The organism is Lacimonas salitolerans, assembly GCF_042677865.1.
GTDB lineage: Bacteria > Pseudomonadota > Alphaproteobacteria > Rhodobacterales > Rhodobacteraceae > Lutimaribacter > Lutimaribacter salitolerans.
The window spans coordinates 1-24579 of sequence record NZ_JBHUDD010000148.1; the positions used below are offsets into that span (position 1 = coordinate 1).

General features: G+C 63.7%; 21 protein-coding genes. 14 read left to right on the top strand and 7 right to left on the bottom strand.

The window, feature by feature from the left end:
• The first annotated feature begins 149 nt into the window (after positions 1-149).
• Positions 150-383, top strand: coding sequence for a hypothetical protein (locus tag ACFTOW_RS16070; protein ID WP_379917536.1), 234 nt, complete (start codon positions 150-152; stop codon positions 381-383).
• A gap of 106 nt (positions 384-489) precedes the next feature.
• On the opposite strand, the gene ACFTOW_RS16075 is transcribed toward ACFTOW_RS16070, so the two are convergent.
• Positions 490-639 (bottom strand): hypothetical protein, encoded by a 150-nt coding sequence (locus ACFTOW_RS16075; RefSeq protein ID WP_379917538.1) that lies wholly within the window; start codon positions 637-639, stop codon positions 490-492.
• Between the two features lie 449 nt (positions 640-1088).
• Here ACFTOW_RS16075 and ACFTOW_RS16080 point away from each other — a divergent pair, with 449 nt between their 5' ends.
• Complete coding sequence (locus ACFTOW_RS16080; RefSeq protein ID WP_379917540.1) at positions 1089-1730, top strand: DUF1236 domain-containing protein; 642 nt, start codon at positions 1089-1091, stop codon at positions 1728-1730.
• A gap of 88 nt (positions 1731-1818) precedes the next feature.
• Here the strand turns inward: ACFTOW_RS16080 and ACFTOW_RS16085 are convergent, their stop codons facing one another.
• The 3 genes from ACFTOW_RS16085 to ACFTOW_RS16095 all read right to left on the bottom strand — a co-directional run bounded on the left by ACFTOW_RS16085 (position 1819) and on the right by ACFTOW_RS16095 (position 3427).
• Positions 1819-2508: a ceramidase domain-containing protein gene (locus tag ACFTOW_RS16085; protein WP_379917542.1), complete on the bottom strand. Its 690-nt coding sequence runs from the start codon at positions 2506-2508 to the stop codon at positions 1819-1821.
• A gap of 134 nt (positions 2509-2642) precedes the next feature.
• Entirely contained in the window at positions 2643-3014 is a 372-nt protein-coding gene (locus ACFTOW_RS16090; RefSeq protein ID WP_379917544.1) for a hypothetical protein, read from the bottom strand.
• Positions 3011-3427 carry a hypothetical protein gene (locus ACFTOW_RS16095; protein WP_379917546.1) on the bottom strand — a complete coding sequence of 139 codons (417 nt, stop codon included), beginning with the start codon at positions 3425-3427 and terminating at the stop codon, positions 3011-3013. Before ACFTOW_RS16095 ends, ACFTOW_RS16090 begins: the two co-directional genes overlap by 4 nt.
• Before the next feature lie 300 nt (positions 3428-3727).
• Here ACFTOW_RS16095 and ACFTOW_RS16100 point away from each other — a divergent pair, with 300 nt between their 5' ends.
• From ACFTOW_RS16100 to ACFTOW_RS16110, 3 genes are all read left to right on the top strand, one after another.
• A complete protein-coding gene (locus ACFTOW_RS16100; protein ID WP_379917548.1) occupies positions 3728-3994 on the top strand; it encodes a hypothetical protein in 267 nt (88 codons plus the stop codon).
• 24 nt (positions 3995-4018) lie between these two features.
• Complete coding sequence (locus tag ACFTOW_RS16105; RefSeq protein ID WP_379917550.1) at positions 4019-4258, top strand: hypothetical protein; 240 nt, start codon at positions 4019-4021, stop codon at positions 4256-4258.
• A 310-nt stretch (positions 4259-4568) separates the two neighbouring features.
• Complete coding sequence (locus ACFTOW_RS16110; RefSeq protein WP_379917552.1) at positions 4569-8795, top strand: choice-of-anchor I family protein; 4227 nt, start codon at positions 4569-4571, stop codon at positions 8793-8795.
• A 71-nt stretch (positions 8796-8866) separates the two neighbouring features.
• Here ACFTOW_RS16110 and ACFTOW_RS16115 read toward each other — a convergent pair whose 3' ends face one another.
• Positions 8867-10120 (bottom strand): acyl-CoA dehydrogenase family protein, encoded by a 1254-nt coding sequence (locus ACFTOW_RS16115; protein WP_379917554.1) that lies wholly within the window; start codon positions 10118-10120, stop codon positions 8867-8869.
• A gap of 11 nt (positions 10121-10131) precedes the next feature.
• Complete coding sequence (locus tag ACFTOW_RS16120; RefSeq protein WP_379917556.1) at positions 10132-11142, bottom strand: phosphotransferase family protein; 1011 nt, start codon at positions 11140-11142, stop codon at positions 10132-10134.
• A gap of 405 nt (positions 11143-11547) precedes the next feature.
• On the opposite strand from ACFTOW_RS16120, the gene ACFTOW_RS16125 reads away from it, so the two are divergent.
• The 9 genes from ACFTOW_RS16125 (at position 11548) to ACFTOW_RS16165 (ending at position 23674) form a co-directional block, all read left to right on the top strand.
• Complete coding sequence (locus ACFTOW_RS16125; RefSeq protein WP_379917558.1) at positions 11548-12309, top strand: FadR/GntR family transcriptional regulator; 762 nt, start codon at positions 11548-11550, stop codon at positions 12307-12309.
• Positions 12306-13196 carry a crotonase/enoyl-CoA hydratase family protein gene (locus ACFTOW_RS16130; RefSeq protein WP_379917560.1) on the top strand — a complete coding sequence of 297 codons (891 nt, stop codon included), beginning with the start codon at positions 12306-12308 and terminating at the stop codon, positions 13194-13196. The genes ACFTOW_RS16125 and ACFTOW_RS16130 overlap by 4 nt, the downstream gene beginning before the upstream one ends.
• Positions 13193-13969: an enoyl-CoA hydratase-related protein gene (locus ACFTOW_RS16135; protein WP_379917562.1), complete on the top strand. Its 777-nt coding sequence runs from the start codon at positions 13193-13195 to the stop codon at positions 13967-13969. Before ACFTOW_RS16130 ends, ACFTOW_RS16135 begins: the two co-directional genes overlap by 4 nt.
• A 124-nt stretch (positions 13970-14093) precedes the next feature.
• The gene (locus ACFTOW_RS16140; RefSeq protein WP_379917565.1) at positions 14094-15230 is read left to right on the top strand and encodes a C4-dicarboxylate TRAP transporter substrate-binding protein; all 1137 of its coding nucleotides are present in this window, start codon (positions 14094-14096) and stop codon (positions 15228-15230) included.
• Positions 15231-15322: 92 nt separating this feature from the next.
• On the top strand, positions 15323-15859 hold the full coding sequence (locus tag ACFTOW_RS16145; RefSeq protein ID WP_379917567.1) for a TRAP transporter small permease: 537 nt from the start codon (positions 15323-15325) through the stop codon (positions 15857-15859).
• Positions 15852-17159, top strand: coding sequence for a TRAP transporter large permease (locus tag ACFTOW_RS16150; protein ID WP_379917569.1), 1308 nt, complete (start codon positions 15852-15854; stop codon positions 17157-17159). The genes ACFTOW_RS16145 and ACFTOW_RS16150 overlap by 8 nt, the downstream gene beginning before the upstream one ends.
• Before the next feature lie 53 nt (positions 17160-17212).
• A complete protein-coding gene (locus ACFTOW_RS16155) occupies positions 17213-18793 on the top strand; it encodes an acyl-CoA synthetase (protein ID WP_379917571.1) in 1581 nt (526 codons plus the stop codon).
• A gap of 331 nt (positions 18794-19124) precedes the next feature.
• Positions 19125-21743 carry an HAD-IC family P-type ATPase gene (locus ACFTOW_RS16160; RefSeq protein WP_379917573.1) on the top strand — a complete coding sequence of 873 codons (2619 nt, stop codon included), beginning with the start codon at positions 19125-19127 and terminating at the stop codon, positions 21741-21743.
• Between the two features lie 86 nt (positions 21744-21829).
• Complete coding sequence (locus ACFTOW_RS16165) at positions 21830-23674, top strand: PHA/PHB synthase family protein (RefSeq protein ID WP_379917575.1); 1845 nt, start codon at positions 21830-21832, stop codon at positions 23672-23674.
• A 38-nt stretch (positions 23675-23712) separates the two neighbouring features.
• Here ACFTOW_RS16165 and ACFTOW_RS16170 read toward each other — a convergent pair whose 3' ends face one another.
• Positions 23713-24444, bottom strand: coding sequence for a DUF4336 domain-containing protein (locus tag ACFTOW_RS16170; protein WP_379917577.1), 732 nt, complete (start codon positions 24442-24444; stop codon positions 23713-23715).
• Positions 24445-24579: the final 135 nt, after the last annotated feature.

Genomic DNA, 24579 nt, shown 5'->3' on the forward strand with positions numbered 1-24579 from the left:
GTCGCGGTGGCGACGCGAGCATCAAGTCGCTGCCGCCATCGCACATCGAAAGACTCGCCATAATGCGCAACTGTAGTACTAGGATGATAAGGCGTTCCGACAAAACGGTGACGCGCCCCATTTCCACTGAACAGAAAGCGAAGCCGATCATGCCCGCGCCCAATGACATCGCCGGAACAGCTGCGCTGTCCATCTGTGAATCGCTGCTGCTGGCGCTGAACGATCGCAACATCCTGCCCGAGAAGGAAATCGTCGGGGTTCTTCGGGACGCCGCGGCCAGCCATGAATATGCCGAAGATGACGGACGCGCCGAAATGCACGCCGCGGTGGCCGCCCTGATCAACGCGATCCTGGCAGGCGGCAATTCGGTGCGCCGTCGCTGAGCGTGGTTGTCTGACCCGCTCGCGGGTTGGGTTTTATCGGGAAATTCCCTGAAAAATTGTGGCCTCGCCATGCGGGGAAACACGGCGAGACCTTCCGGCAAAGGACTCAGCCTTTGCGAGGGGAAACCTTTCCCTTGCCGAAAGCCTTGTCAAACGCCGCATCGGTCTTGTTCACCTTGCCTTCGGACTCGCGGGATTTGTAATCGCTTTGTCGCTTGGCGCTTTTCGAGCCGTCGGTTGTGGCCTTTTTCTTCATGTTCTTGTCCATCAGGGTGACCTTTCGCTGTTGTTGCGACGCCTTCGCATTGAAGCGACCTTTGCCTTGCCCAGCATTCCATCGACGGGTGGTTGATGCCGTCCACGGCCTTGGTCGGGGGTGCCGCAAACGGCCCCCTGCTGCTTCAGTCTAGCGATCTGCCCAGCGGGCGACACAACATGGATCAGTGTGCCGGGCACATGGTCGTGACCCTCTCCAGTGCAGGAAACGGTCTGCCCCGGCCCGACGTCGATGGGCGAAACGCACAGGTGCTAACCTGCGTAAGCCCGGGCACAGGGCCAGCCGTGTCATACAACAGCCGGCGGTCCTCACATGGGGCGCGAAACGGCTTATCAGAACATCGGCAAAGCACGCGAAAAGGGCCCTGACCGGACCCTGACCACCGGATGCCTTGACGATAGCGGGTAAGCCAATTGAAGGAATACAAGATGTTCAAGACCTTTCTTCTGGGCAGCACGGCTGCCGCCATGACACTGGCGTCATCGGCATTTGCAGAAACCTCGGCAACCGCCTGGACCGATCTCAACCTGCGGGCAGGCCCCAGCACCACATACGAGATCCTGTCGGTCATTCCGGCCTCGGAAAGCGTGACCGTGGACGGGTGTCTGGACGATGACACCTGGTGCCGGGTGTCTTATGGCGAGGTCAGCGGCTGGGCCTCGGGTGAATACCTGACAGCGATGGTTCAGGCACCGATCCACACCAACCGGGAACAGTTGGCGGTGGAAACCGTGACCTACGAAAGAAACCCCGACAATGCCACCACCGGCGCGGCAGCTGGCGCAGTCGGCGGCGCGATTGTCGGCGGGCCGGTTGGGGCCCTGATCGGGGCGGCCATCGGCATGGGCACCGGCTCTGCGGTCACACCCACCGAAAAGGTGACAACCTACGTGCGCACCAACCCTGTTGATCCGATCTATCTGGACGGTGAAGTTGTCGTCGGCGCGGGCGTTCCCCAAGAGGTTACCCTGCAGGAAGTGCCCGAAAGCGACTACTATTACGCCTATATCAACGGTGTGCCGGTCCTCGTGGAACGCGAACAGCGTCGCGTGGTGCACATTGTTCGCTAAGGCTTTGCCGCGATGAAAGGGGGCGGTCCGGGACACCGGGCCGCCCATTTTCAGCCGATGCACGGCGGCTGGTGTCCGGCTGCGCGCACTAGCCAGCGCGCCGGGCTGGGAGATACCAAAGCAGGGCGTGCAGCAGCAGACCGACCATGACGCCATTCAGGATATGCCACATGAAATGCGTGCCGATTCCGGTTGCCGCGCAGGTCATCAGGTCGATGGTGCGGAAAATCAGCGACAGCAGGAACGTGATCGCCGCGCCAGTCACAAGATACCGCGCCGGATGGCGATGAACCAACGTCACCCCCGAGAAGATCATCAATGCCAGCAGGGCGGGCAGATATTGCAACGACCCGTTCAGATATCCCGGCCCGGATGCATCATCGGTGGCAACGTCGCCCGATGTGAACCAGAAAACGACGCCGATGCTTCCCAGCACGATCATCGCAATACGGGCGGTCGGCCACGGGGATTCGCCCGTCAGGCGATAGATCGTCACCAGCACGAAAAACGCGACGAATGACCATATCGGAACTACATCCGCCAGTTCCGACCATCCGGTTGCGAAAGTATGGAACAGGAACGATCCGACCCCGATGGCTGCGGCCAGAAGGATCAGGATCAGGTCCGGTACATCGTGCCGGCCTCTTCGGGCATAGACGCGCAAGGCAAGAAGGGCGGCGACCAGAAACGCGGCGTTGCTCAGCGCATTGATCGGCTCGTTCCAGAATCCGGGCGCGGTCCGCTCGCAATACAGGTCGATGTAGCGGGTGAAGTTCATGACAAACAGCGTCCACATTGCTCAAACTGCGGCCAGCCTTGCCATTGGTCCGAATGCTGATCAAGCCAAGGGATCGCGGTGCCGCGCAGTTTCTTGCAACCGCCGCCCACGCAACACCTTGAAGCCTCACGCGGTCACTGCGCGTCCTGCTCGGCCGGGGTCTGCTGGTGCGACATGCGCAGCCATGCGTCGTTATCCTTGACATAGGCCGAGGTGCACAGCGCCTCGTAAACCGGCTCGTCCGTGCGTTCGGCGGTGACGCGATAGGCCAGAACGGCGATGCCCTGCCGGATCGACAGGTAGCGATCGCTGATCGCGATCGAGCGCCAGCGTTGCGCCACATCCTTTTCACGCCAGATGCCGTTGCCTTGCAGGATGCCCGCAGGATAGGGAAAGACAAAGACCGCATCGGGCGCGGTCATCCGTCGCGCGCTGTCGGCACCCCCGGTCCAGAACCGTTCCTCCTGCTCCCACAGGGTCGCTTCATCCTGCACGTCGTTTGTCATTCGCCCGCCCCCGTTGTGAAGCCCGCGACGATCTGGACGACCAGAAACACCAGCGCCAGCACCGCCAGGATCATGCCCCACGAGAAACGCGAAGGTGATGGCGAGGAGTCGTCCGTCATCGTCTGGCGCCCCCGCGCGGGCAGAAGGCGGGTCAGCTCGTGCGCCACTGTCAGGTGGTCATGTCCCAGCGTCGGCACGTCGCGCAGGCGCGACAGCATCAGGCTCAGGCGCGCGCCAGCCTTCTCTTGCCGCATGCGGGCCAGGTCTTCGGCCTCTTGCCAAGGGTCAAGGTTCAGCCGGGCCAGTGCGGACAGGACGGTAACGCCGCTGCCCTGGTGATCGCGCCCGACCGAGGCCTGCAAGAACCGGTCGAAGGCCGGATCATGGGGGTTGAGGATGCTGGATGCGGGCATGTCGTGTCCTCGTCTGCTGTGCGGTTGGGCACGGCCCCGTCGTGGCAAGGGATCGCCCGATGCAGACAGGGAGTATGTGCCGTCGAATTTCGCTGACCCTAGCACCAAAGCCGCAAGGGCGGGCTGACACAGATCAGCATCACGGTTTCGGCCCCGGCGTCGGTCTGCACTGATCTGCATCAGCACACGACGCCCCGTTTCAGGGTACAAGAAACAGGGTCCGCCGGGCGATCCGCCGACCACCGTTGGCACGGCATCGGACGCGGGGCAGATGCCGAAAAGTCATCAGGGAGACCGGGAATGACCATGCGTTCGACCACATCGATTGTGACCTTCCCACAGCCCTTCACCCTGTCGGGTTATTCCGATGAATTGCCCGCCGGTCCCTACGAAGTGCTGGTCGAGGAGGAACTGCTGTACGGGGTCAGTTTTTCGACCTTCCGCAGGACAGCGACCTTTCTGACGGTGCGGGGCAGGGGGCGCATGGCGGGTCGCACCGAACTGCGCCCGATTTCCGAGACCGATCTCGAGCCGGCGCGCGGTCCTGCCCGGGTCTGCGGCATCTGACACCCAACCCTGCAGGAGACAACCATGGCACAGACGCAAACGGGGTCGCTGAACCCATCCGCAGCAGATACAGCGCCCGCACCGGACGCGCCTGCGATTTCCATGCCGGTGTTTCTGCAAGAGCGGCCGCCGCAATCGGAAAGGGTGCAGATCAAAGAGGGCAACGGCATCTGGGAGGTCCGGATAGATGGCACATTCCGCGGCGATTACGTGCAGAAATCCCACGCGCTTGAAGCGGCCGCGCTGCTTAAACGATCGCTGTGATGGTCCGGCAGATCCTCGGGTAATTTGCCGGATTTCCCTGTCGGCGGGCAATCTTGTCGAAGATGCATCGGCCTGACCAGCGGCGCCAGTACCGGTCCCCCGCCGTGCGCCGGCCGGACCACATCCGAACCTGAAACTCATTATACAGTATAACAAATTCAGGGCGTCCTTTGGCACCTGTCTGGGCACGTCAGCGGTCTTCGACACGCCCGCCGCTGCCAACGACATTATTCGCACGACTGTTATATAAGCGTCATGCTTTCGGGCTAGCGCTATTGCTGTCATTCCGACCGCAGCAACGGGGATTCCCATGTATACTCTTCAGCTTTTGCACGCAAACGATCTTGAAGGTGGCGTCGAGGCGCTGACCAACGCGCCCAACTTCGCCGCAATTGTCGACGCTCTGGACGACACCTATGCCAACACCCTCACCATCTCGGCTGGTGACAACTACATTCCCGGTCCGTTCTTCTCGACTGCTGCTGATTTCTCCATGGGTGGCACGCTGACTGCCGCCTACACGCGCTATTTCACCGAAGTGCTGGGCGAAGACCTGACCGACGTGACGCTGAACATCGGACGCGGTGCAGGCCGGGTCGACATGGCGATCATGAACATCATCGGTTTTGACGCCTCTGCCGTAGGCAACCATGAATTCGACCCGGGAACATCCGCATTTGCAGACATCATCGGTGCCAACGGCGGCTCGGGCGTGATTGCCAACGTCGGTGCGACCTTCCCCTATCTGTCGGCGAACCTGGACTTTTCCGGTGACAATGCCCTGGGCGGCCTGTTCACCGATCAGGTGTTGCCGAATTCGGATTACAACGAATCCCTGGCCGATCTGGCCGCCGGAAACACCGGCCCCGCCATCGCACCGGCCACCACCATCGAGGTGAATGGCGAGCTGATCGGCGTCGTCGGGGCAACGACCCAGATCATCGCGCGGATTTCATCGACCGGTGGCGTGGACGAGCTGACCGGAGGCAACAACAACATGGCCGCGCTGGCCGCGGTGATCCAGCCGCAGATCGACGCTCTGGTCGATGGTGGCGCCAACAAGATCATCCTGACCTCGCATCTTCAGCAACTGGCGCTGGAGCAGGAACTTGCCGGTCTGCTGGACGGTGTGGACATCATCATCGCGGGCGGGTCCAACACCCTGCTGGCCGACGACACCGACGTGCTGCGCGAAGGCGACGAGGCTGCGGGCGGCTATCCGTTCCTGACCACCGACGCGAGCGGCAACCCGGTTGCCATCGTGTCGACCGACGGCGAGTACTCGTATGTCGGTCGTCTTGTGGCGACCTTTGACGAAGATGGCGTGCTGATGGCCGACAGCATCGACGATGTCGTGTCGGGCATCTATGCCACGGACGAGGCCGGCGTTCTGGCCGTCACCGGTGCCGCGACGGTTGACGACGCCATCACGGCTTCGACCCAGGCCGACATCGTGCGCGATCTGACAACCGCCGTGCAGACCATCGTGGATGCGCTGGATCAGAACATCTTTGGCGCACATGACGTGTTCCTCGACGGGCGGCGCGAATCCGTGCGCACCGAGGAAACCAACCTTGGCAACCTGACCGCCGACGCCAATCTGGCCGCAGCGCAGGCAGCCGACAGCACGGTCGTGGTGTCGTTCAAGAACGGTGGCGGTATCCGCGCCGAGGTCGGATCGGCCGGCGACGCTGGCACGAACGCCGGCGACGGGCTGTTCTCGGAACTGGATCTGGTCAACTCGCTGCGTTTCAACAACCGCCTGGCGCTGGTGGACCTGACCCCCGAAGGCTTCCAGATGCTGCTGGAATACGCCGTGGCCGCAACCGACAGCGAGGCAGGCGCCACACCGGGGCGTTTCCCGCAGATCGGCGGTTTCCGCTTCAGCTTTGACGAAACCAAGCCCGGCTTGGTCCTGGCCACCGACGGCTCGGGCGACTACATCATCGACGACGAGACCGGGATGCCGCAGGTCGACGTGGCCGGCAGCCGGGTTCAGACCGTGGCGATCATCGACCCGACCAGAGGCGAAGAAGTCGTGATCGTCGAAAACGGTCAGGTGACGGAGGCCGCGCCCGAGTCGATCCGCATGGTGTCGCTGAACTTCCTGGTCGACGGTAATGGCGATGGTTACCCGTTCCAGCAACTGGGCACCAACTTCCAGTACCTGACAGACGATGGGGCCGTCACGACCGACGGCGATGCCTCCAACCTGCTGGGCGAGCAAAAGGCGCTCAGCGACTACATGGCGGCGAACCACCCCGACGAGGACAGCGCCTTTGCACAGGCTGAAACCGACGTGTTCAACGATCTTCGCATCGTGCAGCTTGACCGCAACGGCGGAATCGACCGCATCCTTCTGGACGAGGTCGATCCGGCGCTGAACATCTCGATTGCTCAGACGCTGACCAACAACCCGGAGGACGGTTCGTCCGAGGTTATCGCGGTCGACAACGGCATCGCCTATGTGACCAACGGGGCAAACGACCAGATCGACATCTTTGACATGGCCACCGGCGCTCTGCTCCGCGAGGTTCCGCTGGCCGGTCTGGACGCCGATTACGACGGTGTGCAGTCGGTTGCGGTTTCGGGCGGCATCTTTGCCGTTGCCATCGCGCGCGAAGTCGATGGCGAGCCCGCACCGGGTCTGGTGGCGCTGTTCGAAACGGATGGCACCCTGCTGGGCACCGTCGAGGTGGGATATCTGCCCGACATGCTGACTTTTGCCCCCGATGGCCGCATCCTGGTGGCGAACGAGGGTGAGCCGGGCGACAGCACCGATCCCAACGGCGGTGTGTCGATCATCGACATCTCGGGCGGTGTTGAAAACGCAGTGGTCACCAACCTGGACTTCACGGCCTTCAACGGCCAGGAAGAGGCGCTGTTCGCCGCCGGTGTCCTGCTGGAGCCGGGTGTTGACGCGGCCGCCGATCTGGAGCCGGAATACATCACCGTGCTGCCGGACGGAAACACCGCATGGGTTGCCCTGCAAGAGGCCAACGCTTATGCGGTGATCGACCTGACCACCGACACGGTCACCGATATCCGCAGCTTCGGCACCGTCGATCGGTCGCAGCCCGGGTTCGAGATAGACGCCTCGAACCGCGACAACGCGATCAATCTGCAGAACTATGACAACCTGTTCGGGATGCGCCAGCCCGATGCCATCGCCTCGTTCGAGGTCGACGGCAACTCCTATGTGATCACGGCGAACGAGGGTGATGCGCGCGACGATACCGAGGCGCGGGTCAAGGATCTGGTGCTTGATCCCACGGCCTTTCCGGATGCCGATATCCTGCAACGGGATGAAAACCTTGGCCGCCTGAACGTCCGCACGGACATTGGCGACACCGATGGCGATGGCGACTATGATCAGCTTTTCCACTACGGCGCACGCAGCTTCACCATCTATGACACCGATGGCAACGTGGTGTTCGACAGCGGTTCGATGATCTCGATGCTGCTGGCCGAAATCCGCCCCGAGTTCTTCAACGGTCAGAACGGAGAATTCGACAACCGCTCGGACGACAAAGGTGCGGAACCCGAAGGCGTCGCCGTGGGTGAGGTCAACGGTCGGCTCTATGCCTTCCTCGGACTGGAGCGTGACAACGGCGTGATGGTGTTCGACATCACCGATCCCGCCAATCCGACCTTCGATCAGTACATCGATGGCCAGGCCAACGGCAACGTCAGCCCCGAGATCGTCACCTTCATCAAGGCCGAAGACAGCGCCACGGGTGGCGAGCAGATCGCAGTGTCCTACGAAGTGTCGGGCACCAGCGTGGTCTACGACCTTGTGGATGGCACCGCGCAGGTCATCGAACGGGCCTTCACCTCGGACGTGCTGACGGGGTCGACCGGCGATGACAGCATCTCTGCGGGCGCAGGCGACGACACCGTCTATGCCAGCGGCGGTGATGACGTGATCGACGCGGGCTTTGGTGACGACGTGGTCTTTGGCGGGGCAGGCAACGACACGGTGCGCGGCAAGGCCGGTGACGACAGCATCATGGGCGGCACAGGCGATGACAACCTGAACGGCAACGCTGGCGACGACACGGTTGATGGCGGTTCCGGCAATGACGATGTCATGGGCGGTATCGGCAATGACCTGCTGTTCGGCGGCACAGGCAACGACACGCTGCGTGGTGGGTCGGGCAACGACACCATGGAGGGTGGCGAAGGCGACGACGTGCTGAACGGCAATGCCGGCGACGACATGCTGATGGGCGGGGCTGGCAACGACACGCTGCGCGCCGGTATCGGCGATGACACCCTGAACGGCGGCACGGGCGACGATCTGCTGATCGGCGGCTTTGGCGCGGATGTGTTCGTCTTTGACTTCACCGCCGGTGTGGGTGCTGACACGGTGCAAGGCTATCAGCAGGACATCGACCTGATCGAGCTGCGCGGGGCGACCTTTGACGACCTGACGATCAGCAATGTGACCGGCGGGGTCGAGATCGCCTTTGGCGGCGACACGATCTTTGTGCTCAACCAGCGGGTCGATGACTTTACCGCCGACGATTTCATCTGATCATCGCGGCGCACGAACAGGAAAGGCCGGGGCAGATGCCCCGGCCTTTTCGTTTCTTCGGGGCAGCGCGATCAGCGTGCAGGCGAAACGAAATGCGCCATGTTGCGGCCCATCGCGCCCTTGGCCTTTTTCAGCTCTTCGCGCGCGATGACCTTCAGGTGCACCTCGTCCGGGCCATCCAGAAACCGCATCGCGCGGCCCCATGTCCACAGGTAGCTGAGCGGCGTGTCGGGGGTGATACCTGCAGCACCGAACACCTGCATGGCGCGGTCAACCACCGTGGTCTGCAACCGAGCGGCCATCACCTTGATCGCCGACACATCCACCCGTGCTGCGCGCGCGCCGTTCTGGTCCATCTTCCACGCGGTTTGCAACATCAGCAGGCGGGCGGCGTCGATCTCGATCCGGCTTTGCGCGATCCAGTCCTGGATATTGGCGTTGTCGGCCAGGGGCTTGCCGAAGGTCTGGCGCTCCAGTCCGCGTTCGCACATCAGTTCCAGCGCCAGTTCGCATTGCCCGATGGTGCGCATGCAGTGATGGATGCGCCCCGGCCCCAGACGCGCCTGCGCCAGCATGAAGCCGTCCCCCTCGTTGCCCAGCATGGCATCGACGGGCACGCGCACGTCGCGCATCACGATCTCGCAATGGCCTTCGGGGGCGTGGTGGTGCATGATCGGCACGTCGCGCACCACCTCGAAGCCCGGCGTGTCCATCGGCACAAGGATGAACGAATGCTTGCGGTGCCGGTCGGCATCGGGAGACGGATCGGACACGCCGAACACGATGCACAGGTTGGCATTGGGGTGCTTGGCCCCGGTCGAGAACCACTTGCGCCCGTTGATCACGTATTCATCGCCCTCGCGCCGGATCGTGGTGGCCAGGTTGGTCAGGTCGGATGACGCCGCATCCGGTTCGGTCAGCCCCACGACCGAGCGCAACTCGCCGCGCAGCAGCGGATCAAGATAGCGTTCCTTCTGCTCGGGCGTGCCGAACTGCATCAGGATTTCCATGTTGCCGGTGTCGGGCGCGTTGCAGTTGAACACCTCGGGGCTCCAGGGCACGCGGCCCATCGCCTCGGCCAGCGGGGCATATTCCAGATTGGTCAGGCGCGTGCCGGGGTGGTTATCTTCCAACTCGGGTGAGAACATGTTCCACAGCCCGGCCTGAAACGCCTTGGCCTTCAGCGGCTCGATCACCTCGGTCGGGTAGGCGCCGGTATGGGCGATCTCGTGAAACCGCCGGTTGGCGGGCAGCACGAGCGTGTCCATGAAATCCTGCACTTCGGTCAGCAGGGCCTTGGTCTTGTCGGAATAGGCGAAATCCATTGCGGGCTCCTTCAGGGGATATCGGATTTGTCGGAAGACAGCAGCTTGTCGGCCAGCCGGGCGAAACCGTGGGCAAGCGCGCCAATCGCACGTGCATCGGCATTGGCGGCGTGCCCCGCGTCGGCGCGGGCGGTGATGCCTTCGCAGATCACCGCCATGCGAAACAGCGCGAAGGCGCGGTGAAACACACCCAGCGGGGCAGGGCAGCCGCCTGCTGCGTGATAGGCGTCCATGAATTCGGCCCGGTCGGGCAGGCCAAGCGCCGCCAGGTCAAGCCCGGCCAGCCCGCCCATCTGTTCAGGGCGCAGGTCGTAGAACATCGACCAATGCGCCAGATCGGCCAGCGGGTCGCCCAGCGTCGACAGTTCCCAATCCAGCACACCGGCGATGCGCGCCGGATCGCGGGCGAACATCACGTTGCCGATGCGATAGTCGCCATGCACGATGGCGGCGGGATTTTCGGGCGGAATGTTGGCCGCGAACCAGTCACCAAGCGCATCCAGCGTCGCATCCTGTCGCCCTTCAAGCGCCTGCCACTGGCCGCGCCAGCGCCGGACCTGCCGTTCGTAATAGGCCGAGGGGCGGCCGAAATCCTGCAATCCCAGCGCCTGAACATCCTGAGTGTGCAGGTGGGCCAGAATGCGCGCGGCATCCAGGTGGACGGCGCGGCGATCGGCGGGATCAAGGCCGGGCAGGTCGGTGGTGTCCGAAACCTCACCTGCGATCCGCTCCATCACGTAGAACGGCGTGCCGATCACGTCAGTGTCGGCTTCGTACAGGACCAGCCGGGGCACCGGCACGGGGCTGTCTTGCAGGGCGGCGATCACGCGGTATTCGCGGTCGATGGCGTGGGCGCTGTCGACTGTTGCGCCAAGGGGTTTCTTGCGCAGCACCAGCTTGCGCCCGTTGCAGGTGACAAACCATGTCGGGTTGGATTGCCCCCCGCTGACCGGGGCCAGGTGCACCGGGCCGCCCAGAACAGGCTCCAGCCGGGCAGGGTCGAAATCAGGCTGCGCGGCCATCGGAGATCCGTTTTGTCTTGGTCATCGGTCTGTCGCCTTAGTGTCCGACAATCAGGCATAGAAGGCGGCGCGCGGACGGTCAATCACTTTCAGGTCATGATTGGGCGGCAGTATCGGCTTCGGCCGGATGTTCGCAGCCTAAAAGGATGATCAGGCCATTGATAAATATTGATTATATTCGTTCTGTGCTTGTGCAGCCCTGTGTGATGATCGACGGTTGGCGCCAAATACCTCGCGAAATCCGCATATGTTCCGCAGTTGACAGGGCAACGGAATCGCGCTCAACCTGCGCCAATGTCGGACCATAACAGGGTTGCACACGTTGACTTGTCGCCTTTTCCTCAAACCCCTGCGTCCAGCGCCATTCGCGCGTTGGGCAGGCGTGTTGCAGGGCAGGGGGCGCGCATGGTCCTGACTTCCAAGCCGATCCACGTCAGCTATGCCTACCAGCAGATCGCCGAAGAGATCGAGGCGCAGATCCTGCGTGGTGATCTGAAACCGGGCGATCAGTTGCCGGGCGAGGCCGAGCTTGGCACGCTGTTCGGTGTCACACGCTCGACCGTGCGCGAAGGCTTGCGGCAGTTGGAAAGCGACGGGCTGGTGCACCGCCCCTCGCCCCGTCGGATGGAGGTGACGGTGCCGCAGGCCGATCAGCTGACCACCCGCGCAGGCCGGGCCATGGCGCTGATGAAGGTGACCTTTCGCGAGTTGTGGGAGGTGACGATGGTCACCGAACCGCTGGCCGCCCGCATTGCCGCGCAGCGCGCATCGGCGGACGAGATCGAGGCGTTGCAGCAGGTGCATGCCGATCTTCTGGCCGCCGAGGGGCAGATGGCGCGCACGATCGAACTGGACGAGCAGTTTCACACCCGGATCGCCGAAATGGGCCGCAACCGTGTGCTGGGTCTGGCGCGCGAGCCGATTGCCTTGCTGCTGTTCCGTGGATTTGCCCAGATCGCGCCCTTTGCGCCAAGGTTCTACAAGCGCCAGATCGAGGCCCATTCGAACATCATCGCTGCCCTGCGCGACCGCGACGCCGAGCGCGCCGAGAAATGGGCGCGCAAGCACATCGAGGATTTCTGGCGTGGCGCGCAGATCGCCGGGCTGGAGGACGAGATCGCACTGAACGCGCGCGCCCTGTCCAAGGCACCGGAGCAGCAGGCATGACCTACCAGACGATCACGACCGAGGTTGCAAACAGCGTCATGACCCTGATGCTGAACCGGCCCGACCGGCTGAACGCCTTTACCCAGACGATGCTGGACGACATGCTGGCCGCGCTGGATGCCGCCGATGCCGATGATGACGTGCGCGCGATCATCGTGACCGGGGCGGGGCGCGGGTTTTGCGCCGGTGTTGATCTGGATGACGATAACGCCTTTACGGCTGCAAAGGTCGATCCGGCGGCCACCGATCCGGGTGTCTGGGACGATCCGGCCAACCGCGATATGGGCGGCATCCTGGCGCTGCGCCTGTTCAACTGTCTGAAACCGGTGATCGCAGCCGTCAATGGCCCGGCGGTGGGCATCGGGGCCACGATGCAACTGCCGATGGATATCCGCATCGCGTCGGATACGGCGCGGTTCGGCTTTGTCTTTGCCCGGCGCGGGATCGTGCCCGAGGCGGCGTCAAGCTGGTTCCTGCCGCGCCTTGTGGGCATGAGCCAGGCGCTGGAATGGTGCTACTCCGGCCGGGTGTTCGGCGCAGACGAGGCGCGCGCAGGCGGGTTGGTGCGGTCGGTGCATGCGCCGGGCGAATTGCTGGAGGTGGCCCATGCCATCGCGCGCGAGATTGCCGACAACACCGCGCCCGTGTCCATCGCGCTGACGCGGCAGATGATGTGGCGGATGGCCGGGGCCGACCACCCGATGCAGGCGCACCGGATCGACAGCCGCGCCATTGCCGCGCGCAGTTCCATGGCCGATGCCGACGAAGGCGTGGCCAGCTTCAAGGAAAAACGCCCGCCCGCCTTTCCCGACAAGGTGTCGCGCGACATGCCCGGGTTCTTCCCGTGGTGGACCGAGCCGGGTTGGACCGGAGGAGACAAGCAATGACCGATCTCATCCTGATCGAGCGCGAAGGTGCCGTGACCACGCTGCGGCTGAACGACCCCGCGACGATGAACGCGATGACACCGCGGATGGCGCATGACCTGCACGACGCGCTGCGATCCGAGGTCAAGACCGCCCGCGCGATCGTTCTGGCGGGCAACGAAAGGGCATTTTCCGCCGGTGCCAACCTGAAAGACGCGATGCCCGCCGACGTGGCGGGCTTCGATGTGGGCCGGACGCTGGAGGATGACTACAACCCCTTGATGCACACGATCCGCGATCTGCCGGTGCCGATCATCTCGGCGGTGCGCGGGGCGGCTGCGGGTGTTGGCGCGTCGCTGGCGCTGGCCTGTGACATCATCGTGGCAGGCAAGAGCGCCTATTTTCTCGAAGCCTTCGCGCGGATCGGCCTTGTCCCGGATGGCGGGGCGACATGGCTGCTGACCCGCGCGGTGGGCCGGGTTCGGGCGATGGAGATGATGCTGCTGGCCGAAAAGATCCCCGCGCCGCAGGCCCATGACTGGGGGCTGATCACCCGCCTGACCGAAGATGACGCTGCGGAACAAACGGCGCAAACCATCGCCCAGAAGCTGGCCCAGGGGCCGAGCCACAGTTATGCATTGATCCGCAAGGCCGCGTGGAGTGCCGCAGACAGCGATTTCGCCACCGCGCTGGAGACCGAGCGACAGTTGCAGAAACGGGCGGGGGAGACGCCGGATTTTGCCGAAGGACTGGCCGCGTTTCATGAAAAACGCGCTGCAAGGTTTCACCAATGACCCTCTGTGAGAACTGACACAGGGGGGGCGTGCCGGGGGACATGCCCTTGCACGCAAGACGACGACCCGGCCCTTTGCGGCGGGGAAGACAGAAACAACATGGTCATACGGGAGGAACAATACCATGACACGAACATTCAAGGCCCTGCTTGCAGGCGCATCCATGCTGGCCGTGGGCACCGCTGCGCACGCCAACAACCTGAGCTTTGCCGGCGGCTGGCCGCCCAACTCGTCGCCCACCGCGAAGATCGAGGATTACGCCAAGGCGGTCGAGGAATACAGCAACGGCGAAGTCAGCGTGCGGGTGTTCCCGCTGTCGCTGCTCAGCTTTTCCGAGATCAACGCAGGCCTGCGCGACGGCATCGCCGATGTCGCGGGCAACCTGCTGGCGTACTTTCCGTCGGAATTTCCCAACCTGAACATGCTGGCCGAATTCTCGGAACTGGTCGAACTGGAAGAGTTTTCCGGCGAGCTGAGCAGCCTGGCCTTTACCGGCGCGATCATGGAATACGTGATGACGAGCTGCCCGGCCTGCATGGAAGAGATGTCGGCGCAGAACCAGGTCTATCTGGGCGCGGCCTCGACCACGTCTTACGTGCTGCAATGCGCGGTGCCGCTGACCTCGGTTGCGGATCTTGAGGGCAAGCGCATCCGGGCGGCCGGTGCCTATTGGGCGCGTTGGGCAGAAGGCGTCGGCGCAACGCCGGTGTCGATGTCGATCAACGAAACGCTGGAAGGTCTGAACCAGGGCGTCGTGGACTGCACCATGTCGAACACGGCCGATTTCGTGAACTTCGGTTTCATCGACGTTGTCGACTATGTCTATGTCGGTGCGCCGGGCGCACAGTTCAACGTGCCCTTCACGATGAACAAGGACAGCTGGAACGGCCTGTCGGATGACAACAAGGGCGCCATGCTGCGCGCCCATGCCAAGCTGGCCGCCGACATTGCCTGGGTCTATGTCGAAGAAGGCCGTGCAGGTCGCGAACGTGCGCCCGATATGGGCATCGAGTACGGACCGGCACCGGACGACATCGTGGCGCTGAACCGCGAGTTCATCGCCGAGGACAAGGACGCCATTGCCAGCATCTACAACGAGCGGTTCGGCATCACCAACGGCGCCGAGGCGGCCGACGCCCTGACAGAGCTGCTGGGCAAGTGGACCGAGCTGACCAAGGACGTATCGGGCGGCGAGGAACTGGCCGAGATCTACGAGGCAGAGATCTTCTCGAAGGTCGATGTCTCGAGCTACGGCAAGTGATCCTGTCAGACGCATGACACCAAAGCCGGGCACCGCGCGACACGCCGGTGCCCGGCCCTTGTCACCCCCCGCATGACTGACGGAGGCTATCCATGTTCATGATCGGCAGGTTGCTGTCCTTTCTGGCCAAATCATCGTCCCTGATCGGGGCGATTTGCGTCATCCTGATGATGCTGCACGTCACCGCCGACGTGGTGGGCCGCTATGTGTTCAACGTGCCCTTGCCCGGCACCATCGTGATGGTGGCCAACTACTACATGATCATCGTGGTCTTCATCGCGCTTGGCGTGGCCGAGGAAAAGAACTCTCATATCTCGGTCGAATTCGTGACCGACCTGATGCCGCCCCGCGTGCAGACGGGGTTTTCGGTGTTTTCCGGCATTCTGACCGTCGGCGTGATCTCGGTTGTGATGATCGGCGGCTGGACCGAAGCGGTGAAAAAGACCAACATCGGGGCCACGATGGAGCAGGGCTCGCAGCGGATCGAGATATGGCAGGCCTACTGGCTGGTGCCGCTTGGCGCGGCGCTGATGGCGCTGATTGCGGGCTACCGGGTGATCACCACCGTCACCGGCTGGCGCAACGGCCTGAACGAAACAGATGTAAATGCGAAGTTCATAAATGACTGATGTAGGCATCGGCCTGACCGGCCTGGCGACCCTTATTGCCCTGATCGCGGTGCGCGTGCCTATCGGCATCGCCCTGATCGGGGTATCCTTTACCGGGCTTTACGTTCTGATGGGGCCGCGTATCGCGTGGGGCGCGATGAGCATCGTGCCCTACAGCTTTACCTCGAGCTGGATCCTCAGCTCGATCCCGATGTTCCTGTTCATGGGGTTCATCAGCTATCACACGCAGCTGACGCGCGGCATGTTCAACGCGGCGAGGATCTGGTTGTCCAGCCTGCCGGGCGGGTTGGCCATCGCGTCGATCTTTGGCTCGGCGGGGTTTGCCGCAGTGTCGGGATCGTCCATCGCCTGTTCGGCAGCGATGGGGCGGATCGCCATCCCCGAGATGATGAAATACAAGTACCATCCCGAACTGGCCACCGGCACCGTGGCGGTGGCAGGCACGATCGGCGCGCTGATCCCGCCCTCGATCATCCTGATTCTGTACGGCGTGATTGCCCAGATTTCGATCACGCAGCTGTTTCTGGGCGGTGTCGTGGCAGGTCTGATGACGGCGGTGGGCTATATCCTGGTCGTGCTGCTGCGGGTCTGGCTGAATCCTGCCCTCGCCCCGGAACGCGACACCAGCGTCAGCCTGCGTGAAAAGATTCTGGCCCTGCGCGAGACATGGCCGATCCTGCTGATCATGCTGGGCATCTTCGGCGGGTTGTTCGGCGGCGTGTTCACCCCGACCGAGGCAGGTGCTGTGGGCGCATCCATGGCCTGTCTGGTGGCCATCCTGACCCGTCAGATGACCTTGGGCCGCTTTCTGACGGCGGCGCGCGAGACGCTTATGACCACTGCGGCGCTGCTGATCATCGCTATCGGCGCCAGCCTTCTGACGCGGTTCCTGGCCCTGTCGGGCGCGGGCGATTATCTGTCGTCGGGCATCCTTGATATCGCGTCCAGTCCCGTGCTGCTGATGCTGGGCATCGTCTGCGTGTACCTGTTGATGGGGATGTTCCTGGAACCCATCGGGGCGATGCTGCTGACGCTGCCGATCATCCTGCCGGTGGTCGATGCCGCAGGCTGGAGCCTGCTGTGGTTCGGCATCGTGCTGACCAAGCTGCTGGAGATCGGGATGATCACGCCGCCCATCGGGATGAACGTGTTCGTGATCAAAAGCGTGGTGGGCGATCTGGTGAAAACCTCGGCCATCTTTCGCGGCGTCGCCTGGTTCATCGTGATGGACCTGGTTCTGGTCGCGATCCTTTGTACCTTTCCAGAACTGGTGCTGTGGCTTCCGGCACTGGTGAAATAACCCGGATCGCCCGGCCCCTCGGGCCGGGCGCAAAAAAACGAATGAGGGTAATGATGCAAACCGACCAAATGATCCGCCGCGCGCGTGGTCAGCAACTGGGCGACATGCTGCGCCGGTCCGCTGCGCGCACCCCGACCAAGACCGCGCTGGTGTTCCGCGACCACAGCGACACATTCGCCGATCTGGATGCGGCCGTGAACAGGGCCGCCCACGCGCTTGAGGCGCGCGGGATTGCCAAGGGCGACCGGGTGGCGCTGTTCACCCACAACAACCGCGCCTTCGTTGTGCTGCGCTATGCGCTGGCGCGGCTGGGGGCGGTGACCACGCCGGTCAACTTCATGCTGACCGCGCCCGACGTGGCCTATATCCTCACGCATTCGGGCGCGCGGATGCTGATCGCCGAGGATGCGCTGTGTGCCACGGCGGACGCCGCGCTGGCCGAAATGGGGCAGGACATGCCGAAATTCGCCATCCCCCACGCCGGTGTGGATGCGCCCCAGGGCTGGCAGCCGGTGGCCGACCTGCTGGAGCATGATGATGCCTCCGAGGTATGGCGCGACGTTGACGCCGATGATCCGATCCAGATGATGTATACCAGCGGCACCGAGTCCCGGCCCAAGGGCGCGCTGCAGACCTCGGCCGCGCTCTATGCGCAGTATTCCAGCTGCATCATCGACGGCGAGATGACCGAGGATGCGATTTCGCTGCATTGCCTGCCGCTGTTTCACTGCGCGCAGCTTGACTGTTTCCTCAGCCCTGATCTGTACCTTGGCGTCACGTCGATTGTGCATGACAAGGCCGACCCCGCCGAGATGCTGGCCGCGATCGAGGCGCATGGCGTGACCAAGCTGTTCTGCCCGCCGACGATCTGGATCGCCCTGCTGCGCCATCCCGATTTCGACAAGCGTGACCTGAGCAGCCTGAACGCGGGCTACTACGGCGCGTCGATCATGCCCACGGCGGTGATCGAGGAACTGTCGCAGTGCCTGCCGAACATGCGGCTGTTCAACTTCTACGGACAGACCGAAATGGCCCCTCTGGCCACGATCCTGAAGCCACACGATCAGCTGCGCAAGCTGGGCTCGGCCGGTCGGCCCGCGCTGAACGTCGAAACCCGCGTGGTGGATGACAATGACACCCCCGTGCCGGTGGGCGAGGTGGGCGAGATCGTGCACCGCAGTCCGCATCTGATCACCGAGTATTATAACGACCCCGACAAGACGTCGGATGCGTTCCGGGGCGGCTGGTTCCACAGCGGCGATCTGGGCCGGTTCGACGAGGACGGGTATCTTTATGTCGTGGACCGCAAGAAGGACATGATCAAGACGGGCGGCGAAAACGTCGCCAGCCGCGAGGTTGAAGAAGCGATCTTTCGTCATCCCGAGGTGGCCGAGGTGGCCGTGTTCGGTGTGCCTCATCCCAAGTGGATCGAGGCTGTGACTGCCGTGGTGGTGCCCAAGACCGGCGCGACGCTGACCAGTGATGCCGTGATGGCCTATTGCCGCGACGCGCTGGCGCATTTCAAGGCACCCAAGCATATCGAGATCGCCGAAAGCCTGCCCAAGAATGCCAGCGGCAAGATCCTGAAACGCGATCTGCGGCAGGAATATGCAAAGGTGTTCGACGAAGGCTGACAGCCTTACGGTGACGGAATGATCGCAAAGGGACGGTTTCGACCGTCCCTTTTTTCATGTCTGCATACGACCCGGCAGGCCCTCTGCCATGCTTGTGTTCGGTCGGATACAGGCGGCGGCGTGGTCATCGCGCTGTCATCGGCATTCGGGTATCATGAATCCGCATCATCCTTGACCTCAATCAAGTCAAAGCGACCAGACAGGTCTATTCTGACCAAGGCCAGACATGGGGGTGCTGTCGGTGTCGTGGCCAAAGAAATGCATCACGGGAGAATTGTCTTGATCAGACGCGCGGGAAAGACATCGGTCGCGATCGCGGCACGGGCTGGTTATGACGTCATTTGACCGGATGCTGACCGATGCCCACGCCCGTCCTGCTGCCGACTGCCTGGCCGAGCTGGACGCCACCCCCGAGGGTCTGAGCGGTGATGAGGCATCGCGCCGGTTCGCTGAACATGGCCCGAACCACCTGCCCGAGGTGCGAGGGCGCGGGCCGGTCCTGCGGTTTCTGGCGCAGTTCCATAACGTCCTGATCTATGTCCTGATCGGCGCCGCGATTGTTTCAGGTGCCATGCAGCACTGGGTCGACACCGGGGTGATTCTGGCCGTGGTTCTGGCCAATGCGGTGATCGGCTTCGTGCAGGAAGGCAAGGCCGAGGCGGCGATGGCGGCGATCCGGGGCATGCTTGCGCCGCGCGCCGCCGTGCTGCGCGATGGCGTGCGGGTGACGGTCGACGGGGCCAGCCTTGTGCCGGGCGACATCGTGCTGCTCGAGGCGGGCGACAAGGTGCCCGCCGACCTGCGCGTTCTGGAAGCGCGGGGCGCTGCCGCGCAAGAGGCGATCCTGACCGGCGAATCCGTTCCCGTCGAAAAGACCGCACAGGCGGTCGCGGCGGATGCACCGCTGGGCGACCGGCAGTCGATGCTGTGGTCCGGCACGCTGGTCACTCAAGGTACCGCGCGGGGGCTGGTGGTGGCCACCGGGGCCAGCACCGAGGTCGGCCGGATCGGCGGGCTGCTGGCGGGGGTCGAGCAACTGACCACGCCGCTTGTTGCGCAGATCGACCATTTCGCGCGGTGGCTGTCGTTCCTGATCCTGCTCGTGTCTGGGCTGCTGCTGGTCTATGGCATCTTTATCGGCCATCAGGACTTTTCCGAGATGTTCATGGCCGTGGTCGGCGTCGCCGTCGCGGCCATCCCCGAAGGTCTGCCCGCCGTCATGACGATCACGCTGGCGATCGGTGTGCAGGCGATGGCGCGGCGCAATGCGATCGTGCGCCGCCTGCCCGCGATCGAGGCCATCGGCTCGGTCTCGGTCATCTGTACCGACAAGACCGGCACGCTGACCCGCAACGAGATGGTGGTGACAGAGGTGGAAACGCCCGACGGAGCCTTTACCGTCGAAGGCGACGGCTATGCGCCGCAAGGCGGGATCAGCCCTGCGGGCGACCTTTCTGATCTCGCACTGGCGGCGGCGCTGTGCAACGATGCGGCCCTTCGGCACCGCGACGGGGTCTGGAGCGTCGAGGGCGATCCGATGGAAGGCGCGCTGCTGGCCTTTGCGGGCAAGGCCGGCGGCGACCATGATGCGCGCAGGCTGGATGCGATCCCGTTCGACAGCCGCCACCGGTTCATGGCGGTGCTGACCGAAACAGCCGCCGGCCCGAAGACATTTGTGAAGGGCGCGCCGGAACGGGTGCTGGGGATGTGCGAGGACATCGACCTGCCGCAATGGCAGGACCGGGCCGAGGCGATGGCCCGGCGCGGCCTGCGCGTGCTGGCGCTGGCCGGTCGCGCGGGGTCCGGCCCGCAGATCGATCGCGCCGGGCTGGAAGGGGGGCTGACCTTTCTGGGTCTGGTGGGGCTGGTCGATCCGCCCCGCCCCGAGGCGATTGCCGCCGTGGCCGAATGTGCGGCTGCGGGTATCCGGGTCAAGATGATCACCGGCGATCATGCAGGAACCGCCAGTGCCATCGCGGCGCAGATCGGTCTGGCGAACACGCGGCGGGTGCTGACGGGCGCGGATTTGGACGGGCTGGATGACACGCAACTGGCGCTGGAGGTGGCCGATGTCGATGTCTTTGCCCGCACCAGCCCGGAACACAAGCTGCGGCTTGTGACAGCCTTGCAGGCGGGGGGCCTGTCGGTGGCGATGACGGGGGATGGGGTCAATGACGCCCCGGCGCTCAAACGGGCCGATGTGGGTATCGCCATGGGTCTGAAAGGGTCCGAGGCCGCAAAGGAAGCCGCCGATCTGGTACTGGCCGACGACAACTTTGCCAGCATCGCGGCGGCCGTGCGCGAAGGGCGCACGGTGTATGACAACCTCAAGAAGGTCATCAGCTGGACACTGCCCACCAATGCGGGCGAGGCGATGGTGGTGATTCTGGCCCTGCTTGCGGGCCTGGCCCTGCCGGTGACCGCGGTGCAGATCCTGTGGGTCAACCTGATCACGGCCATCACCCTGGGCATCGCATTGGCGTTCGAGCCGACAGAGGCAGGCACCATGACCCGGCCGCCGCGTCCGCGCAACGCCCCGATCCTCTCGGGCGAGCTGGTCTGGCGGGTGCTGCTGGTGGCGACGCTGTTCCTGGCGGCGGTCTTTGGCATCTTCACCTATGCCATCGACAAGGGCTATCCGCTGGCCGTGGCGCAGACCATGGCGCTGAACATGCTGGTGGTGCTCGAGATCTTTCACCTGTTCTTTATCCGCAACATTCACAGCACGTCACTGACATGGGCGGCGGTGCGCGGGACGCGGGTGGTGTGGATCGTGGTGGTCGCCGTCACGGCGGCACAGTTCGCGGTGACATACCTGCCGCCGTTGCAGGCTGTTCTGGGCACGCAGGACGTCGCGGTGATGGATGGGGTGTTGATCGTCGCCGTGGGTGTGGCCTTTCTCGCGATCATCGAAATCGAAAAACAGATCCGCCTGGGGTTGAAGCAATGACCTGCAACAAGGCGGCAAAGGCTCTTTTGCGGTAGAATGTCTGCGTTCCGTTGCGTCGATCCACGATCACAAGGAGCCAGACCCAGATGACCAAGAACCGTAAAAAGGTGAAAACCCCGACCGACCCGCCGCGCGATGCCGGCCTTCCGGCGGTCATCGCAGCGCCGCCTGTGGCCAATGTGCCCAAGCATCCGCACGAGCCTCTGGACCGCGCGGTCAGCGCCGCCATGGCGCGGCTGAGCGGTGGCGTCTCTACCCACGCGTTTCTTGAGGCATGGAGCGATTGGGCGCAGCATCTGGCCCGAGCACCCGGCAGGCAATTGGAACTGGCCGAACACGCGCAGCGCAACCTTGCAAAAGTGATGGCCATGGCCGCCAGCCCGGGCAGTCCTGCGCCTTTCGCGCCAAAGCCCTATGATCACCGCTTTGACCCTGCCGGGTGGCAAAAACCTCCCTTCCGGATGTGGCAGCAGGGGTTTCTGGCCATGCAGGACTGGTGGGATCATGCCACCCAACCCGTGCGCGGCTTGCGGCCCGACGATGCAGAGCGCACGCGGTTTCTGGCCCGCCAGACGCTGGATGTGCTGTCGCCCTCGAACTCTCCGATGCTCAACCCCGAGATCATCGCCGAGACGATGCGCAGCCGTGGCCGCAACCTGACCGACGGGGCCGCGCATTTCGCGCATGATGCCGCAAAGACGTTGACTGGCCAGCGCGATCCGGCGCCCGAGGGCTATCAACTGGGCAAGGATCTGGCCTGCACCCCCGGGCATGTGGTGTTTCGCAACGATCTGTTCGAACTGATCCAGTACACGCCGCAGACGCCGAAGGTGCATGCCCGGCCGATCCTGATCGTCCCTGCCTGGATCATGAAATATTACATCCTCGATCTGTCGCCCGAGAACTCGATGGTGCGCTATCTTGTCGGGCAGGGATTTACCGTCTTCATGATCTCGTGGTGCAATCCGACGGCAGAGCAGCGTGACCTGTCGCTGGAGGACTATCGCAAGCGTGGCGTGATGGCCGCGCTGGACGCGGTATGTGCCATCTTGCCAAACACCCCGGTCCATGCGGTGGGCTATTGCCTTGGCGGGACCATTCTGGCGATCGCGGCGGCCACGATGGCGCGGGACGGCGATGACCGGCTGGCCTCGGTCACGCTAATGGCAGCGCAGGTCGATTTCGCCGAGGCGGGCGAGTTGCTGTTGTTTCTGGACGAAAGCCAGATCGCCTTTCTGGAGGATCTGATGTGGGAACAGGGCTATCTTGACCGGCCCCAGATGGCCCGTGCCTTTGCCACGATCCGGGCCGAGGATCTGATCTGGACCCGCGCCGTCCAGCGGTATTTCCTGGGCCGGGAGGACGTGCCGACCGATATCGGCGTCTGGCTGTCCGATACGACCCGGATGCCCGCGACCATGCATTCGCAGTACCTGCGCGGGCTGTTCCTGGAAAACCGGCTGACGGCCGGCCGGTTTGCGGTCGAAGACCGGGTGATCGCGCTGAAGGATCTGTCGGTGCCGATGTTTGTCGTTGCCACGGAAAGCGACCACATCGCGCCGTGGCGATCCGTCTACAAGACGCGGCTGTTCACGAATTGCGACCTGACCTTCGTTCTGACCCGAGGCGGGCACAACAGCGGCATCCTGAGCGAGCCGGGCCATGCGCGCCGGCACTATCGCATCTCGCACAGACCCGGTGGCGCGCTTTACGTCGGCCCGGATGCGTGGCTGGCACAGACCAGCGCGACACCCGGATCCTGGTGGCCCGACTGGGCAGAGTGGCTGGCCGAACAGGGGGGGCGGTTTGGTGGATGCGCCTTCGGCGGACAAGGCGCTTGCGGCTGCCCCCGGCGACTATGTATTCCAGATGTAGCCGGTCGGGCGCTGGTGCGGTCGGTTGCCTGCGTCGGGCCTCCGGGATCGGCATGACGACGCCACGCCGGATCGACCAGCGGGTAACCATGGGATCAGATCAGCCCGCGAAAGGCGCGCCGAAGCTCGGCTGTTCCGTCCCGGTCGTACCAGCGACCATGCGCCAGAATCACGCGTTCGGGGTTCCAACCGATCATCGTCTGCACAACGTCGCGCAGATGTTCAGGGCGGCGGCGAAAGCTTGCGGCGATGTCGCGGGGCATTCCGCCATCCGGGTCGCAGACGCCGCCAAGCCTCAGGAGCGGTCGTGCCCACCACGGCATCCGTGTCGGTTCGAAGTTCTCGATCAGGTCGGTCAGCACCAACGTCCGGCTTGCGCGGTAAAAGAACACCACTTCATTGTGGAGGGCCGACAGGGCGGGTTTCTGATCGATCTCGCCCGACCATGCTGCGGGTGGCGTGTCGCCCAGTTCGTGATCGAGGTGCAGGCTTAGCCCGCGGCTGGCCGCCCGCGCGACGACTCCGGGGCTGCCCCAGGTCTGCGCCTGTGGAAACAAGGCCTGCCATGCGGGAACCCAGGCATAGTGGATCCAGTTCGGCGCGATCAGATGACGTACGGGTCCAAGAGCCGTTACAGCCTTGGCAAGACCGTTTTCATCGTCGATCGGCGAATGCACCCAAACGTCGCCATTTTTCAGGCGGATCACGGTCATCCGCGTCGGAAAGGGAAGGCCGTAAAACCGTATCCAGCCGCCATCGGCAATCCAGACATCGGATGCAACGGGCTTGAGCGTATGGAGCGGTTCATATCCGGTCAGGCGTGTCATCCGAGCACCATGCACGAAAAAGGCAGCTCCCGCAGAGAGTGCCTGACGGCCCGCCGGACGCCAAGACGGAAATCCCAGGGTCTGCCTTTCGGTCGCGCATGCTCTGGGATTGTTGGCTGGGGTGGTAGGAAACTA